Origin of the sequence: Streptomyces sp. NPDC046939 (genome assembly GCF_040644575.1) — a bacterium.
GTDB lineage: Bacteria > Actinomycetota > Actinomycetes > Streptomycetales > Streptomycetaceae > Streptomyces.
Map to the genome: position 1 here is coordinate 26,485 of NZ_JBEYWV010000024.1, position 16,557 is coordinate 43,041.

Consider the following 16,557-nt stretch of genomic DNA (forward strand, 5'->3'; position numbering starts at 1 on the left):
CTACTTGGGCGCGTCGTCCTCCCCGATGTGATGGACGCGGACCAGGTTGGTCGAGCCGGCCACCCCGGGCGGGGAGCCCGCCGTGATGATCACGATGTCGCCGCGCTCGCAGCGGCCGATCTTCAGGAGCATCTCGTCGACCTGGGCGACCATCGCGTCCGTGGAGTCGACGTGCGGCCCGAGGAAGGTCTCGACGCCCCACGTCAGGTTCAACTGGGAGCGCGTCGCCGTGTCCGGCGTGAACGCCAGGAGCGGGATCGGTGAGCGGTAGCGGGAGAGGCGGCGGACGGTGTCGCCGGACTGGGTGAAGGCGACCAGGAATTTCGCGCCGAGGAAGTCGCCCATGTCGGCGGCCGCGCGGGCGACCGCGCCGCCCTGGGTGCGGGGCTTGTTCCGCTCGGTCAGCGGCGGCAAGCCCTTGGCGAGGATGTCTTCTTCCGCCGCCTCCACGATCCGGCTCATCGTCTTGACCGTCTCGATCGCGTACTTGCCCACGCTGGTCTCGCCGGAGAGCATGACCGCGTCCGTACCGTCGATGACCGCGTTGGCGACGTCGCTCGCTTCCGCACGCGTAGGACGCGAGTTGTCGATCATGGAGTCGAGCATCTGGGTCGCGACGATGACCGGCTTGGCGTTGCGCTTGGCGAGTTTGATGGCGCGCTTCTGGACGATCGGGACCTGTTCGAGGGGCATTTCGACGCCGAGGTCGCCGCGGGCGACCATGATGCCGTCGAACGCGGCGACGATGTCCTCGATGGCGTCGACGGCCTGGGGCTTCTCGACCTTGGCGATGACGGGGAGGCGGCGGCCTTCCTCGTCCATGATGCGGTGGACGTCCTCGATGTCGCGGCCGCTGCGCACGAAGGAGAGGGCGATGATGTCGGCGCCGGTGCGCAGGGCCCAGCGGAGGTCGTCGCGGTCCTTCTCGCTGAGTGCAGGGACGGAGACGGCGACGCCGGGGAGATTGAGGCCCTTGTGGTCGGAGACCATGCCGCCTTCGACGACCTGGGTGTGGACGTGGGGTCCGTCGACGCCGGTGACCTGGAGGCTGACCTTGCCGTCGTCGACGAGGATGCGTTCGCCGGGGGTGACGTCTCCGGCGAGGCCGCTGTAGGTGGTGCCACAGCGCTGTCGGTCGCCTTCGATGCCGTGCTCGACGGTGATGGTGAACTCGTCGCCGCGTTCAAGAAGTACGGGGCCTTCGCGGAAGCGGCCGAGGCGGATCTTCGGGCCTTGAAGGTCGGCGAGGACGCCGACGCTGCGGCCGGTCTCCTCGGCGGCCTTTCGCACGCGCTGGTAGCGCTCCTCGTGCTCAGCGTAGCTGCCGTGGCTGAGGTTGAAGCGGGCTACGTCCATTCCGGCTTCGACGAGTGCCTTGATCTGCTCGTACGAGTCGGTGGCGGGGCCCAGGGTGCAGACGATTTTCGCTCGGCGCATGGGTCGAGCCTAGGGCTTACCGGCGGGTAGAGAATTGGCCAGGGGCGACTACTCAACAACCTTTGCGTAAAGGGCTATTGACAAACATCGCCAAGTTTTGAATATGCGCGCGCGGCCGCTCTGATGAGCACAGAAATGAGCGTTCACGATCGGTCGGCGCCCGGTCGGCGTGCGGTCATCGGATCGAAACCTGCGGGGGGTGTTGCCGGGGGTGTGTTCTGAGCCAGAATCTACGCGCGTTACCGGCGCGTACCAGCGCGTTGGCCCGGGGTGCCCCGGGGTGCCCTTCAAGGAGTACAGAGATGCCGTTGAACCGCAGAAGGTTTCTGGGACAGTCCGCCGCGACGGGTGTGGGGGTGGCCCTGACCGGTGCCGTGGCCGCGCCCGCGGCGGAGGCGTCCGCGGACAAGCACCACGAGCCCCATCCGCGGAAGCCGAAGGGGAAGCGGTACTCCTTCACCGTCATGGGCACGACGGACCTGCACGGGCATGTCTTCAACTGGGACTACTACAAGGACGCGGAGTACAAGGACGCGGCGGGCAACGCGCAGGGCCTGGCGCGGATATCGACGCTCGTCAAGCAGGTGCGTCAGGAGAAGGGGCGCGGCAACACGCTTCTGATCGACGCGGGTGACACGATCCAGGGCACGCCGCTGACGTACTACTTCGCGCGCGTGGAGCCGATCACCGCGAAGAACGGTCCGGTGCATCCGATGGCGCAGGCGATGAACGAGATCGGGTACGACGCGGCGGCGCTCGGCAACCACGAGTTCAACTACGGCATCGACACGTTGCGGAAGTTCGAGTCGCAGTTGCGGTTCCCGCTGCTCGGGGCGAACGCGGTGGACGCGAGGACGGAGAGGCCGGCGTTCCGCCCGTATGTGATCAAGGAGCTGCGGACGCCGCACGGGCGGAACGTAAAGGTGGCGATCCTGGGGCTTACCAACCCCGGCATCGCGATCTGGGACAAGGCGTACGTGCAGGGCAAGTTGAAGTTCCCGGGGATCGAGGAGCAGGCCGCGCTGTGGGTGCCGAAGCTGCGGTCGATGGGCGCGGACGTGGTGGTCGTGTCGGTGCACTCGGGTGCGTCGGGCACGTCGTCGTGGGGTGACCAGTTGCCGTACGTGGAGAACGCGGCGGCGACCATGGCGGCGAAGGTGCCGGGGATCGACGCGGTGCTGGTCGGGCACGCGCACGTCGAGATCGAGCAGCAGGTGGTGAAGAACGAGAGGACGGGCAGGCCGGTCGTGCTCGCGGAGCCGTTGTGCTACGCGGAGCGGCTCGCGCTGTTCGACTTCGAGCTGGTGTGGGAGAAGGGCCGCTGGTCGGTCGAGTCGGTGAGGTCGAAGCTGCTGAACAGTGCTTCCGTGGCGGACGATCCGAAGATCACGAAGCTGCTCGCGGACGAGCACGCGCTGGTCGTGAAGTATGTGAACCAGGTGGTCGGGCGGGCCACGACGACGCTGACGACGGTGGACGCCCGGTACAAGGACGCGCCGATCATCGATCTGATCAACAAGGTGCAGGCGGATGTGGTGACGGAGGCGCTGAAGTCGACGCAGTACGCGTCGCTGCCGGTGCTCTCGCAGGCGTCGCCGTTCTCCCGTACGTCGGAGATCCCGGCCGGTGACGTGACGATCCGGGATCTGTCGAGCCTGTACGTGTACGACAACACGCTGGTGGCGAAGTTGCTGACGGGGGCGCAGGTGCGGGCGTACCTGGAGTTCTCGGCGCAGTACTTCGTCCAGACCGCGGCGGGTGCGCCGGTGGACGTGGAGAAGCTGACGAACGCGGGGAACCGGCCGGACTACAACTACGACTATGTGTCGGGCGTGACGTACGACATCGACATAGCGCAGCCGGCGGGTTCGCGGATCAAGAACCTGAGGTTCGGGGGCAAGGATCTGGACGATGCGGCGCGGTTCGTGTTCGCGGTGAACAACTACCGGGCGAACGGTGGTGGCGCGTTCCCGCATGTGGCGTCGGCGCAGGAGTTGTGGTCGGAGTCGACGGAGATCCGGACGCGGATCGCGGAGTGGGTGACGGCGAAGGGTGTCCTGGACCCGGCGGACTTCGCGTCGGTGGACTGGAGGCTGACGCGGGACGGGACGCCGGTGTTCTAGTTCCGGTGGGTTGGCCCTGACTAGCCCTGTAGTTCGATGAGGGGGCCGCGCTCTTCTGCCTGGTGTCCGCCGGGCCGGGGGGCGCGGCTTTCGTGTGGCTGGTGGGGTTGGAGGCCGAAGGTGGTGAAGGCGGTGCGCCGGGGCTGCGGGTAGGGCTCCCTCTTCGTCAGGGTGTTGAGGATGGTGGCGCTGCGCCAGGCGGCGAGGCCGAGGTCGGGGGCGCCGACGCCGTGGGTGTGGCGTTCGGCGTTCTGTACGTAGACGGAGCCTTGGACGGTGTCGTCGAGGACGAGGCGGAAGTGTTCGTCGACGCGGGGGCGGGCGGAGGCGTCGCGGCGGAGGTGGGGGTCGAGGCCGGCGAGGAGTTGGTCGAGGGGGCGTTCGCGGTAGCCGGTGGCGAGGACGACGGCGTCGGTGGTGAGGCGGGAGCGGGTGCCCTGGCGGCGGTGTTCGAGGTGGAGTTCGACCTTGGCGGCGCCGACGCGGCCCGCGGTGCGGACGCTGACGCCGGGGGTGAGGGTGGCGTCGGGCCAGCCGCCGTGGAGGGTGCGGCGGTAGAGCTCCTCGTGGATGGCGGCGATGGTGTCGGCGTCGATGCCCTTGTGGAGCTGCCATTGGGCGGGGACGAGGTGGTCGCGTTCGGCTTCGGGGAGGTGGTGGAAGTAGCGGGTGTAGTCGGGGGTGAAGTGTTCGAGGCCGAGCTTGGAGTACTCCATGGGTGCGAAGGCTTCGGTGCGGGCGAGCCAGTGGATCCGCTCCTTGCCCACGGGGCGGGCGCGGAGGAGGTCGAGGAAGATCTCGGCGCCGGACTGTCCTGAGCCGATGACGGTGATGTGGTCGGCGGTGAGCAGGGACTCGCGGTGGGTGAGGTAGTCGGCGCTGTGCAGGACGGGCACGGTGGGTTCGAGGGCGAGGGGTTTGAGGGGTTCGGGGATGTGGGGTGCGGTGCCGATGCCGAGGGCGATGTTGCGGGTGTAGGTGCGTCCGAGGGCTTCGGCCTCCCCGTCGGCGTCGAGCTGGGTGTGGTCGACCTCGAAGGCGGCGCGGTCGGGGTTCCAGCGGACGGCGTCGACCTGGTGGGAGAAGTGCAGGCCGGGGAGGTTCGCGCTGACCCAGCGGCAGTAGGCGTCGTACTCGGCGCGGTGGATGTGGAACTGCTCGGCGAAGTAGAAGGGGAAGAGGCGGTCGCGGGTGCGCAGGTAGTTGAGGAAGGTCCAGGGGCTGGTGGGGTCGGCGAGGGTGACGAGGTCGGCGAGGAAGGGGACCTGGAGGGTGGCGCCGTCGATGAGCAGCCCGGGGTGCCAGTGGAAGGCGGGGCGCTGGTCGTAGAAGACGGCGTCGAGCTCGGTGAGGGGGTGCGCGAGCGCGGCGAGGGAGAGATTGAAGGGCCCGATACCGATGCCGACGAGGTCGCGGGGGGTGTCGGCGGGTCGGCGTTCGGCTGGGGCGGCGTTCATCGGGGGTCCTTCCACCGGGTTCGGGGCGGGCGGGGTCGGGAGGGCGGTGCGATGGGGCGCGGTGGGGGCGGGGGCGTGCGGCCCTTCCGTCGGTTTCCGAGGGCGGCCCGGGGCTCGGTCTCAGTGGGGCATGTGGCCCTCCACCAGTTTCAGGAGGGCTGACAGGTCGGTGGGGTCCGTGTGGGGGTTGAGCAATGTCGCTTTGAGCCAGAGGGTGCCGTCGGGCGTGCGGGCGCGGCCGAGGACGGCTCGGCCCTCGGTGAGCAGGGCGCGGCGGATGGTGGCGATGGTGCCGGCGTCGGCGCCGTGGGGGCGGAAGAGGACGGTGGAGAGGGTGGGGGTGTCGTAGAGGTCGAGGCCGGGGTGTGCGTCGATGAGTGCGGCCAGGTGGTGGGCGTGGGCGATGACCTGGTCGGTGAGGGCGCCGAGTCCGGTGCGGCCGAGGGCTTTGAGGGTGACGGCGATCTTGAGGATGTCGGGGCGGCGTGTGGTGCGCAGGGAGCGGCCGAGGAGGTCGGGGAGTCCGGCTTCGGTGTCGTCGTCGGCGTTGAGGTAGTCGGCCTGGTAGGTGAGGGCGGCGACGTCGGCGGGGTCGCGTACGGCGAGGAGTCCGGCGGCGACCGGCTGCCAGCCGAGTTTGTGCAGGTCGAGGGTGGTGGTGTGGGCGCGGTCGAGGCCGGTGAGGAGGTCGCGGTGGCGGGCGCTGAAGAGGAGGCCCGCGCCGTAGGCGGCGTCGATGTGGAGGCGGGCGCCGTGGCGTTCGCAGATGTCGGCGATCTCGGGGAGGGGGTCGATGAGCCCGGCGTCGGTGGTGCCGGCGGTGGCGGCGACGAGTGTGGGGCCGGGGAGGTGGGTGAGGGCGTCGTCGAGGGCGGCGGGGTCGAGGGTGCCGCCCGGGGCGGGCACGGTGACGGGGGCGGGGAGGCCGTGGAGCCAGGTGGCGCGGGGCAGGCTGTGGTGGGCGTTGGCGCCGACGAGGAGCTGGACGGGTTCGGGGTGGGGGTTGGTCTCGCGGGCGAGGAGGACGGCGAGCTGGTTGGCCTCGGTGCCGCCGGTGGTGACGAGGGCGTCGGCGTCCTGGCGGGGGTTGTTCGTGCCGTAGACCTCGCGGGCGAGGGTCGCGGTGACGAGGTCTTCGAGGGCGGAGGCGGCGGGGGCCTGGTCCCAGGAGTCCATGGAGGGGTTGAGGGCGCTCGCGGCGAGGTCGGCGGCGGTGGCGACGGCGAGCGGCGGGCAGTGCAGGTGGGCGGCGCAGAGGGGGTCGGCGGGGTCGGCGGCGCCTTCGGTGAGGGCGGTGACGAGGGTGCGCAGGGCGTCGTGGGCGCCGGTGCCGTGTTCGGGGAGCAGGGGTCCCGCGTGTTCCCGCAGGAGGGCGGCGACGGTGTCCGGGCCGCCCGCGGGGAGGGGGCCGTCGCGGCGGACGGCGCCCTCGTGGAGCGCGTCGAGGACGGTGTCGAGCAGCGGCCGCAGCGCGGCGGGTCCCTGGGTTCCTCCGGCGAGGGGCGGGGTGCTGCTCATGCGTGTCCTTCGGTCCGGTGACGGGTGGGGTGGGCGCGGCTCGGGTGAGCCGCGCCGCACCAGTCTTGGACCTCAGGTAAGGGTGCCTTTACCGAATGGAAGGAGGGCAACCCGAAAGGGGTACTCGTGTACGGGGAAAGGGTGTTGGTGGTGTATAGGGCGTCGGGGTCTGTTATGGGTGGCGGGGTGCCCGGACCTTCAGGGCGCGGGTGAGGTCGTCGAGCTGGTCGACGAGTTTGCGGCGCAGGGCCGGGGTGGGGGCGCCCGTGGTGAGGCACTGTTCGCCGAGGCGGAGGGTGTCCTCGTCGACGGCGTGCGCGGGGAAGGCGTGGCGTCCGGCGGCTTCGGCGATGGCGGGGCCGCGGCGGGCGGCGAGGGCGGTGGCGTCGTCGAAGTAGCGGGGGACGTAGCGGCGCAGGAGGTCGGCCTGTTCGGGTTGCCAGAAGCCCTGGGCGGTGGCGGTGAACAGGTAGTTGGAGAGCTCCTGGTCGGGGTCGGTGGTGAACAGGGCTGTCCAGGCGGCTTCCTTGGCCTGGGGGTCGGGCAGGGCGGCGCGGCAGCGGGCGGCGCCTTCCTGGCCGGTGGCGCTGGGGTCGTGGGCGAGTTCGGCGTCGATGACGGCGTCGTCGATGGCGCCGAGGACGCTGAGGCGGCCGAGGATGCGCCAGCGCAGTTCGGGGTCGAGGTCGGGTCCGCCGGGGACGGCGTTGCCGTCGAGCCAGCCGCGGATGGTGTCGGCGTGCTGGGCGGCGTCGATGAGGTGGCGTACGGCGGTGAGGCGCAGGCCGGGGTCGGTGCCGTTCTCGGTGCGGTGCAGCAGGTTCTCGCCGAGGGTGGTGAGGAGGGTGAGGGCGTCGGGGCGCTCGGCGGGGGTGCTGTAGCGGTCGGCGATCTCGGTGCGGGCGAAGGCGAGGACGCCCTGGACGAGGGCGAGGTCGGTCTCCTCGGGGAGGTGTGCGGCGGCGGTCTCCAGGTAGGCGCGGGGTTCGAGGTCTCCGTCGCGGACCATGTCCCGCAGGGTGTTCCAGAGGACGGCGCGGGTGAGCGCGTCGGGGACGCCGGAGAGGTCGCGCAGGGCGGCTTCCTGGGAGGCCGGGTCGAGGCGGATCTTGGCGTAGGTGAGGTCCTGGTCGTTGGGCACGATCAGGGCGGGCCGGGCCCCGGGGAGGGTGAGGGTCTTCCCCGGCACGTCGACGTCCACGCGCTCCCGCAGGACGAACCGGCGGCCGTCGCCGGGGTCGCGGTCGTAGAGGCCGACGGCGATGCGGTGGGGCCGGGTACCGGTGCGGTCGAGGGCAAGGGCCCAGGTACCGGCATCGGCGGCCTCCGGGTCACCGGACGCGGTGGCCTCACCGGCTCGGGCGCCGTGGGCGGGTGCGGCGGGCGTGGCGGACTGGGCGAGAGCGGCGCCCGCACCGGACTCGGCGGTCCCCTCGGAACCGAAGCCCCCACCGGACACGGCAGCCCCACCAGGCCTCACGGACTCAACCGGAACGGCGCCCGCACCGGACTCGGCGGCTCCCCCGGGCGTCGCGGACTCAGCGGGAGCGGCGCCCGCACCGGAGTCGGCGGTCCCCTCTGCGCCGAAGCCCCCACCAGACACGGCAGCCCCACCATGCCTCGCAGACTCACCCGGAACGGCGCCCCCACCGGACACGGCAACCCCACCGGGCCTCACGGACTCAGCCGGAACGGCGCCCGCACCGGACACGGCAGCCCCACCGGGCCTCGCAGACTCAGCCGGAACGGCGCCCCCACCGGACTCGGCGGCTCCCCCGGAGCCGAAGCCCCCACCGGACACGGCAGCCCCACCAGGCCTCACGGACTCGGTGGTCCGGTTGGCGGAGTTGAAGGCGGCGCCGGGCGTGCTGGTTTCGGCGGGGTCGTGGTCGGCGCCGGGGATGTGGGCTGTCAGCGTGTCCACGCCGGTGGTGCGGAGCCAGGCGTCCGCCCAGGCGTGGACGTCGCGGTCGGTGTTGGCGGACAGGGAGTCGATGAAGTCCGCGAGGGTGGCGTTGGCGAATTTGTGGCGGGCGAAGTGGGTGTTGATGCCGGCCAGGAAGTCCTTCTCGCCGAGCCAGGTGACGAGTTGGCGCAGGGCGCTGGCGCCCTTGGCGTAGGAGATGCCGTCGAAGTTGAGGAGGGCGGAGGCCGTGTCGGGGACGGCTTCGGGGGCAACGGGGTGGGTGGAGGGGCGCTGGTCGGCGTCGTAGCCCCAGGCTTTGCGGGCGACGCCGAAGTCGACCCAGGTGTCGGTGTAGCGGGTCGCCTCGGTGAGGGTGTGGTAGCCCATGTACTCGGCGAAGGACTCGTTGAGCCAGATGTCGTCCCACCACTTCAGGGTGACGAGGTCGCCGAACCACATGTGGGCCATCTCGTGGGCGACGACCATGGCACGGGTCTGCCGCTCGGTGTCGGTGACGGCGGAGCGGTAGACGAACTCGTCGCGGAAGGTGACGAGCCCGGGGTTCTCCATCGCGCCGGCGTTGAACTCGGGGACGAACGCCTGGTCGTAGGAGTCGAAGGGGTAGGGCTCGGCGAACTTCTCGTGGTAGCGGTCGAAGCACGCGCGCGTGATGTCGAGGATCTCCTCGGCGTCGGCGTCGAGGTACGGCGCGAGGGAGCGGCGGCAGTGGAGGCCGAAGGGCAGGCCGCGGTGTTCGGTGCGGACGGAGTGCCAGGGGCCTGCCGCGACGGCGACGAGGTAGGTGGAGAGGAGGGGGGTGGTGGCGGCGCGCCACGTGCCCTCCCCCAGGTGCTCGGTGACGGAGTTGGCGAGGACGCTCCAGCCGTCGGGCGCGGTGACGGTGAGGTCGAAGACGGCCTTGAGGTCGGGCTGGTCGAAGGCGGCGAAGACGCGCTGGACGTCCTCCATGAAGAGCTGGGTGTAGACGTACGTCTCGCCGTCGGTGGGGTCGGTGAAGCGGTGCATGCCCTCGCCGGTGTGCGAGTAGCGCATGGCGGCGTCGACGCGGAGTTCGTGGGCGCCTTCGGTGAGGCCGGTGAGCGGCAGCCGGTTGCCGTCGAGGGCGGCCGGGTCGAGGGGCTGTCCGTCGAGGGTGACGGAGCGCAGATCGGCGGGCTTGAGCTCGACGAAGGTGTCGCCCGGGGTGTGGGCGGTGAAGTGGATCTCGGTGCGGGAGTCGAAGGTGTCGCCGCCGCGGGTGAGATCGAGGTCGACGGTGTACCGCTGGACGTCGATCTGTCGGGCTCTGGTCTGCGCTTCGTCGCGTGTCAGTACGGGCATGGGGTCATGCTGCCGTACGCCTCGGACATCGGGACAGGGAGATTCCGCGGGGCCCGCTCAGCGCTTGCTGTCCTCGGCGATCTGCTCGTGGTGGCGGATCACCTCGGAGATGATGAAGTTGAGGAACTTCTCGGCGAAGGCGGGGTCGAGTTTGGCGTTCTCGGCGAGCTGGCGCAGCCGTTCGATCTGGCGGGCCTCGCGTGCGGGGTCGGCCGGGGGCAGCGCGTGCTGGGCCTTGAGGTGGCCGACCTGCTGGGTGCATTTGAAGCGTTCGGCGAGCATGTGGACGACGGCGGCGTCGATGTTGTCGATGCTGTCGCGGAGGCGGTCGAGCTCGGCGCGGACGGCGGGGTCGACGGGCGGCTGGGATGCGGACGTGCTGGAAGTCATGACAGGTCAGCCTACGTGGAGCATGGGCGGGTCGTCAGGGTCGGGGATGCGATCCGACCAGCCGCCGGGCACGGCGCGGCCCTGCTGCTCGCGGAAGCGGACGGGCGCGGTGCCGACGCGGCGGGTGAACAGGCGGGAGAAGTAGGCGGGGTCGTCGTAGCCGACGCGGCGGGCGACGGCGGCGACGGGCAGTTCGGTGGCGGCGAGGAGTTCCTTGGCGCGGCCGAGGCGGATGCCGAGGAGGTAGTCCTTGGGGCTGCAGCCGGCGCCGCGGCGGACGGCGGTGCGCAGTTCGGCGGGGGTCATGCCGTGCCGTGCGGCGTGTTCGGCGACGGACATCGGCCGGAAGGCGTCGCGGGCGAGGGCCTGGAGGACGGGGTCGCCGTCGGGGGCGATGTCGGCGCGGGCGCGGCGCAGGGTGACGAGGAGTTCGTGGACGGCGGCGCCCGTCTCGACCTCCAGGAGGGGGTTGCCGCGGCGGGCGGCGCGGGCGATGCGGCCGACGACGGCGCGGGCCGGGGCGGCCTCGGAGAGCGGTACGAGGGGCCGGTCGGCGTCGATGTAGCCGAGTTCGGTGTAGGTGGTGGTGGCGGGTCCTGTGAAGTCGACGAAGCATTCGTCCCAGCCGGTGTGCGGGTCGGCGCCGTAGTGGTGGGGGCGGCCGGGGGTGAGCCAGAGCAGGGCGGGGGCGGTGACGGGGGCGCGGCCGCCGTCGGGCAGTGCGGTCCAGCCGCTGCCCGCGGTGACGACGACGGCGACGTGGTGGTCGAGGGTGCGGGGGCCGACAGGGGGCAGCAGTCCGTGCTGGAGCCCTACGCCTAGGCAGACCAGGCCGAGGCGGTGGTGGACGGGGCTGGGCGTGAAGTACCGCATCCAGGTGTGGTACGTGGACATGTGTGCCCTCCCGTGGTGCCGGCCTCGGCTGTTCGTGTGGCTCCCGTCCAACACCAGCCGATCTTTGTCCATGGACCGCCCCGCCCGCCAGGGGTGACAGTGGCGGGCGAGGCGCCGGCAGGTACGAAGGAGCAGGTCATGGCCGAGTTCAGGGTGGGCGAGGACGATTTCGAGGTGGACGGCCGCCCGGTACGGCTGCTCTCGGGCGCCCTGCACTACTTCCGGGTCCACGAGGGGCAGTGGGGGCACCGGCTGCGGATGCTGCGGGCGATGGGCCTGAACTGTGTCGAGACGTACGTGCCGTGGAACCTGCACGAGCCGCGCGCGGGTGAGGTGCGGGACGTGGCGGCGGTGGGGCGGTTCCTGGACGCGGCGCGCGAGGCGGGCCTGTGGGCGATCGTGCGGCCGGGCCCCTACATCTGCGCCGAGTGGGAGAACGGTGGCCTTCCGCACTGGGTGACCGGTCCCCTGGGCGCGCGGATCCGCACCCGGGACCCGGAGTTCCTGGCGGCGGTCGAGCGGTGGTTCCGGGTGCTGTTGCCGCAGGTCGTGGAGCGGCAGATCGACCGGGGCGGTCCGGTGATCATGGTTCAGGTGGAGAACGAGTACGGGAGCTACGGCTCGGACGCCCGCTATCTGCGCGGCCTCGCCGATCTGTTGGCCGGTCTCGGTGTGACAGTGCCGCTGTTCACCTCGGACGGGCCCGAGGACCACATGCTGACGGGCGGCACGATCCCGGGCGTCCTCGCGACGGCGAACTTCGGCTCCCACGCGCGCGAAGCCTTCGGGACGCTGCGTCGGCACCGTCCGGCGGGGCCGTTGATGTGCATGGAGTTCTGGTGCGGCTGGTTCGACCACTGGGGTGCGGAGCATGCCGTACGGGATGCGGCGGACGCGGCGCGGGTGCTGCGCGAGATCCTGGAGTGCGGGGCGTCCGTCAATCTGTACATGGCGCACGGCGGGACCAGTTTCGGCGGCTGGGCCGGGGCGAACCGGGCCGGTGAGCTGCACGACGGGGCGCTGCGACCGGATGTCACCTCCTACGACTACGACGCGCCCGTCGACGAGTTCGGCCGCCCGACGGAGAAGTTCTGGCTGTTCCGGGAGGTGCTCGGCGCGTACGCGGAGGGGCCGCTGCCGGATGTTCCGGCGCCGCCGGCCGTTCTGGCCGGCCCCGTCGCGGTGGAGTTGGGGGTGTTCACGCCGCTGGAGGAGGTCATGGCGGTGCTCGGCGGGCCCGAGTCCGAGTATGCGGTGCCGCCGTCGTTCGAGGAGCTGGACGTGGACCGGGGGCTCGTCCGGTACGAGGTGACCCTGCCGGGTCCGCGCCGGCCCTACCCCCTCCGGGCCGACGGGCTGCGGGACATCGCCGTCGTGTACGTCGACGGGGAGCGGGCCGGGGTGCTGACCGAGCGGGAACCGGTGCTGGGGGAGCCGGTTGCCGGGCACGCGCGCGTGGTGCTGTGGGTGGAGTCCCTGGGGCGCGTCAACTACGGCCCGCGTACGGGTGAGCCGAAGGGGATCACGAGCGGGCTGCTGCACGAACGCCAGTATGTGCACGGGGTGCGGGCGCGGGGGCTCCGCCTTGACCGGATCGTGGCTGAGGGGGTTGCGTCGCTGGGTGGTGGGGTGCCGGGGGGTGGGGGTGCGGGGCGGGGTCTGTACCGGGGGGCTTTCAAGGTGGGTGGGGGTGAGGTGGCTGGGGATGCGGTGCTTGAGCTGGGTGGGGGGTGGGTGCGGGGGTTTGTGTGGGTGAACGGGTTCTGCGTGGGGCGGTATTGGGGGGTCGGGCCGCAGCGGGGGTTGTTTGTGCCGGGTCCTTTGGTGCGGGTGGGTCGTAATGAGGTGTGGGTGCTGGAGTTGGAGGGGGTGGGTGGGGGTGGGGTGTTGTTGCGGGCGGTGGCTTGATTGGGGGGCGGGTTGGTTGGGGGCCCCGCGCCCTTGTGGGCCGCCCCATCTGCCGGGCGGGTGAGCATCGGCGAGTGCCGGTGCATCGTGGCTGGTCGCGCAGTTCCCCGCGCCCCTGAGTGGGCGGGCGATCGTCGGCGAGTATCGGTGTGTCGTGGCTAGGCGCGCCGTTCCCCGCGCCCCTGATTGGGCGGGCGATCGTCGGCAAGTATCGGTACGTCGTGGCTGGTCGCGCAGTTCCTCGCGCCCCCAAGAGTCGCCCCGCACTCCAGGCGAGCACGCCGCCCCGTCTGCCGAATTCTTGGCACGTTGGCGAGTGCGACTCGCATGTGGCTGGGCGCGCCGTTCCCCGCGCCCCTGGAAGTCGCGGCTTCGCCGCGCTTCCCCCTGGCCCTGAAATGGTGCACGCAGTGTGCATTTCAGGGGCGCGGGGAACTGCGCGGCCAGCCACGACGGCAGTGGTACTCGGGGGCGGCGCCGCAGGGGCAGGACGTGATCCCCTGCCCCCGTCTCAGCTCGTCACTTCGAACGCGTCCAGGACGAACTCCGCCGTCCCGTCGTCCCCCACCTTCCGGAGCCCCACCCAGGCATCCCCGTCCACCGGCGCCGAGAACTCGTACTCCAGCGTGCGGGGATCGACGGACACGGGCAGCTCGGCCCGGTTCAGCTCCGTGGCCCCGGGCCCGTCCACCCCGGTGACCCAGGCGTACTGGCCCGCCACCTCGCACGCGTACCGCAGCCGCACCCGGTACCTCCGCCCGGGCAGGAAGCGGACGGTGTGCGGGACCGTGCGGTAGACGAGGCCCTCGTTCTCGCCGCGGGACTTGAGGGACTGCGTGCCGTCGATGACGTCGTCGATCCGTTTGCCGTTCCAGCCGCGCTGGGTGAAGGGCGCGTGGCGCTGGGCGATGTGGGTGCGCGGGTCGGTGGAGCCGCCCGCGTCGCCCTTGACGAACGGGCCCCAGCCCTGCGGCACGTGTTCGAAGTCCTCGGAGATCACGACGCCGGGCCGCGGGTCCGGGCGCCGCGCCCGCACCACCCGCACATTGTCGAACCGCACGCGCGCCTGCCCGGCCTCGGCGCGCAGTGTCAGCGTCGTCGGGCCTCCGCCCTGCGGCACCGTGAAGTACACGAACATCCGCTGGAAGCGGGTGCCGTGCTTGCGGTCGGCGGCGACGTAGTTCACCGCCGTCGACCGGTCCGTCCAGTTCGTCGCCGTCATGCCGTCCGCCGTCCGTACCTCCAGCGACGCCTTGCGGCGCTCGCCCGGTGTCGCTCCGACCTCCACCTGCACGGACGCCGCGTACGTGCCGGGGGCGAGCCGGGACAGGCGTTGTCCGACGGTGGCCTCCGCGCCGGGCGCGATCACCAGTTCGTAGTCGCCGAGGGCGCTGCGCTCGACCGAGGCCGGGCCCGTCACCTGCCAGCCCCGCAGGGAACCCGCGTGGAATCCCGGGTCGTGCAGTGGTGTGCCCTCGCCCCAGGCCGGGTCGCGGGTGAGGTCCGTGCGGCGGCGGTACAGCACGTAGGGCTGGTCCGCCTCGGCGGTGAGCGTGACCTTTCCGGCGACGACAGGGACGTAGGAGTGGAAGACCCGGCCCTGGTCGGTGAGGCGGTGGAGCACGACGCGGGACAGGTGCGCCCACGCGCGCGGGAGCCGCCAGGTCGAGGTGCCGCCGGCCGGGTTGTAGTGGTACAGCTTCGCCGGGTCGTTCGCTCTGCGGGGTTCCCAGGGCAGCAGGTAGGTGCCGTCGTCGTAGACGAGGCGGTCGTCCGTGGTGATGCGGCGGGCGCCTGTCGCGTCGCTGACCGAGGTCCGTTCGTCGCCGAAGAACGTGATCTCATGCGCGCCCCATGTCTTGATCGGCCGGGCCTGGAGGTACTTGGCGGGGAGGGCGTGGGTCCAGATGAGGCGGTAGAAGCTCGTCCAGTCCGTCTTGCCCGTCCAGCCCTCGAAGTTGCCCATGCGGGCGATGCCGAGCAGGGTCGGCCACTTGTCGGCGAAGACGTCCTTCTGGTGGTGGCGGATGAAGCGGATGAGCGGGGAGTTGATGCCTCGGGAGGTGTCGGGGCCGTAGTCGGTCTCGGTCGCCCAGTGCGACCACAGCGAGGAGCGTTCGAAGCCGTGGCCCCATTCGGACGTGACGTTCCAGCCCTGGTCGCGGAAGGCGCGCTGGAGGCGGTCGGAGGTCCAGCCGGACTCGCGGAAGACGTCGACGTAGAGGGTGTCGAGTGCGGGGTCAGTGTCGCGGCGCAGGGCGGCGAAGCGCTTGATGATGTCGCCGGAGACGAGGTCGCGGCGCTGGTCGATGCGGTAGCTCTGGTCGAGCCAGTCCCACTGCTTGTTCGTCTTGTCGACGAGGGTCTCGGAGAAGGCGTGGGCGACGGGGTAGGACTCGGTGGCGTTGACGTGGACGCCGAAGTCGCTGTTCCAGGTGGCGCCCGCGCGGACCAGGGTGTTGAGGTCGGGGAGGCCGCCCGCGCGCGTGTTGTAGTTCCCGGCGTAGTCGGGGTGGGCGGAGTCGTGGCCCTCGGACTGGTAGCCCTTGAGGAGGGTGTACTGGCGCAGTCCGTCGGTGGCGAGCGAGATGCGTTTGACGTTGTCGAGGGTCGCCAGGAAGGGGTTGGTGGCCTGGGAGGCGAAGTTGAAGGGGATGTGCGGGACGACGCGCAGGTGCTGGGTGTCGGCGCCGCGCGGGGTGACGGCGATGTCCCGGAAGGCGATGGCGGCGTCCTGCCAGTCGACGCGGCCGTCGCCGTTGCGGTCGCCGGTGATGATCACGGTCGCGTACGGGAGGGGTTCGGTGGCGTCGACCGGTGACGTGGCGGCCCGGTGCGTCCACTGGCCGGGGGTGAGACGGGCCTCCGTGTGTCCGCCGGGCACGCGTACGGTCTCGCGCCACAGGCGGCCGTTCTCCCAGGTCGTGGCGCCGGTCGGCTTGTCGTAGACCGTGTTGGTCTCGATGGCGCCGCCGAGCGTGTCGTGCGCGAGCACGGCGTAGGCGCAGCCGGCCGGGGCCTCGGCGGGGCTGTCGGGTGTCGGCGTGACGAGGGTGTCGCCGCTCTGCGCCTTGTCGAGCTGGACCTTCGCGGCGAGCAGCGCGGCGCCGGGCTGGTCGCTGCGGACGGAGAGCAGGGCGAGCCCGGGGATCTGGAGGGTGCCGACGCGCAGGGCGGCGGTGTCGCGGAGGCGGGTGACGCGCCAGTCGACGCGGTGGCCCTCGACGGTGATCCGTACGTCGAGGGTGGCGGCGCCGCCGACGAGGGTGAGCCGGTAGTCGGCGTGGTCCTTGCCGAGGACCGGCACGACCTCCGGGGTGTGCGCGACGCCGTCGACGAGGACCGTCGTGACCGGGTCGGTAGTGCCGTGCAGGACGGCGCCACTGGCGCGGTCGGTGTAGGAGAGGACGGCGGGGAAGCCGGTGGCCACGCGGACGTCGAGGTCCGGGGAGCGGAGCACGGCGGTGTCGGGGGTGTCGGCGCCGCGGGCGGTGGTGGCGCCGGTGAGGCCGAGCGTCAGGCTCACGCCCGTGGCGGCGCCCGCGGCGACGACGGCCCTGCGGCTGGGGTGCTGCTCGGACTC

The 16,557-nt window shown here is 71.6% G+C and carries 9 protein-coding genes; 2 read left to right on the plus strand and 7 right to left on the minus strand.

The window, feature by feature from the left end; translation table 11 throughout:
* On the minus strand, nt 1-1,437 hold the full coding sequence (pyk, locus tag ABZ877_RS25135) for a pyruvate kinase (RefSeq protein WP_361074916.1): 1,437 nt from the start codon (nt 1,435-1,437) through the stop codon (nt 1-3).
* A 302-nt stretch (nt 1,438-1,739) separates the two neighbouring features.
* Here pyk and ABZ877_RS25140 point away from each other — a divergent pair, with 302 nt between their 5' ends.
* The gene (locus ABZ877_RS25140) at nt 1,740-3,560 is read left to right on the plus strand and encodes a 5'-nucleotidase C-terminal domain-containing protein (protein WP_361074918.1); all 1,821 of its coding nucleotides are present in this window, start codon (nt 1,740-1,742) and stop codon (nt 3,558-3,560) included.
* Between the two features lie 20 nt (nt 3,561-3,580).
* Here ABZ877_RS25140 and ABZ877_RS25145 read toward each other — a convergent pair whose 3' ends face one another.
* The 5 genes from ABZ877_RS25145 to ABZ877_RS25165 form a co-directional block, all read right to left on the minus strand.
* On the minus strand, nt 3,581-5,017 hold the full coding sequence (locus ABZ877_RS25145; RefSeq protein ID WP_361074920.1) for a SidA/IucD/PvdA family monooxygenase: 1,437 nt from the start codon (nt 5,015-5,017) through the stop codon (nt 3,581-3,583).
* Between the two features lie 120 nt (nt 5,018-5,137).
* On the minus strand, nt 5,138-6,535 hold the full coding sequence (locus ABZ877_RS25150; RefSeq protein ID WP_361074921.1) for an aminotransferase class V-fold PLP-dependent enzyme: 1,398 nt from the start codon (nt 6,533-6,535) through the stop codon (nt 5,138-5,140).
* Between the two features lie 172 nt (nt 6,536-6,707).
* On the minus strand, nt 6,708-9,782 hold the full coding sequence (pepN, locus tag ABZ877_RS25155; RefSeq protein WP_361074924.1) for an aminopeptidase N: 3,075 nt from the start codon (nt 9,780-9,782) through the stop codon (nt 6,708-6,710).
* Nucleotides 9,783-9,839: 57 nt separating this feature from the next.
* Nucleotides 9,840-10,172 carry a chorismate mutase gene (locus tag ABZ877_RS25160; protein WP_361074926.1) on the minus strand — a complete coding sequence of 111 codons (333 nt, stop codon included), beginning with the start codon at nt 10,170-10,172 and terminating at the stop codon, nt 9,840-9,842.
* 6 nt (nt 10,173-10,178) lie between these two features.
* On the minus strand, nt 10,179-11,066 hold the full coding sequence (locus ABZ877_RS25165; RefSeq protein ID WP_361074928.1) for an AraC family transcriptional regulator: 888 nt from the start codon (nt 11,064-11,066) through the stop codon (nt 10,179-10,181).
* Between the two features lie 138 nt (nt 11,067-11,204).
* On the opposite strand from ABZ877_RS25165, the gene ABZ877_RS25170 reads away from it, so the two are divergent.
* On the plus strand, nt 11,205-12,974 hold the full coding sequence (locus tag ABZ877_RS25170; RefSeq protein WP_361074930.1) for a beta-galactosidase family protein: 1,770 nt from the start codon (nt 11,205-11,207) through the stop codon (nt 12,972-12,974).
* Between the two features lie 511 nt (nt 12,975-13,485).
* On the opposite strand, the gene ABZ877_RS25175 is transcribed toward ABZ877_RS25170, so the two are convergent.
* Entirely contained in the window at nt 13,486-16,494 is a 3,009-nt protein-coding gene (locus ABZ877_RS25175; protein WP_361075099.1) for an endo-alpha-N-acetylgalactosaminidase family protein, read from the minus strand.
* Nucleotides 16,495-16,557 lie beyond the last annotated feature (63 nt).

Bases quoted from the DNA above. Each gene is read 5' to 3' on its own strand.
- pyk (WP_361074916.1), bottom strand. From the start codon at position 1,437: ATGCGCCGAGCGAAAATCGTCTGCACCCTGGGCCCCGCCACCGACTCG.
- ABZ877_RS25140 (WP_361074918.1), top strand. From the start codon at position 1,740: ATGCCGTTGAACCGCAGAAGGTTTCTGGGACAGTCCGCCGCGACGGGT.
- ABZ877_RS25145 (WP_361074920.1), bottom strand. From the start codon at position 5,017: ATGAACGCCGCCCCAGCCGAACGCCGACCCGCCGACACCCCCCGCGAC.
- ABZ877_RS25150 (WP_361074921.1), bottom strand. From the start codon at position 6,535: ATGAGCAGCACCCCGCCCCTCGCCGGAGGAACCCAGGGACCCGCCGCG.
- pepN (WP_361074924.1), bottom strand. From the start codon at position 9,782: ATGCCCGTACTGACACGCGACGAAGCGCAGACCAGAGCCCGACAGATC.
- ABZ877_RS25160 (WP_361074926.1), bottom strand. From the start codon at position 10,172: ATGACTTCCAGCACGTCCGCATCCCAGCCGCCCGTCGACCCCGCCGTC.
- ABZ877_RS25165 (WP_361074928.1), bottom strand. From the start codon at position 11,066: ATGTCCACGTACCACACCTGGATGCGGTACTTCACGCCCAGCCCCGTC.
- ABZ877_RS25170 (WP_361074930.1), top strand. From the start codon at position 11,205: ATGGCCGAGTTCAGGGTGGGCGAGGACGATTTCGAGGTGGACGGCCGC.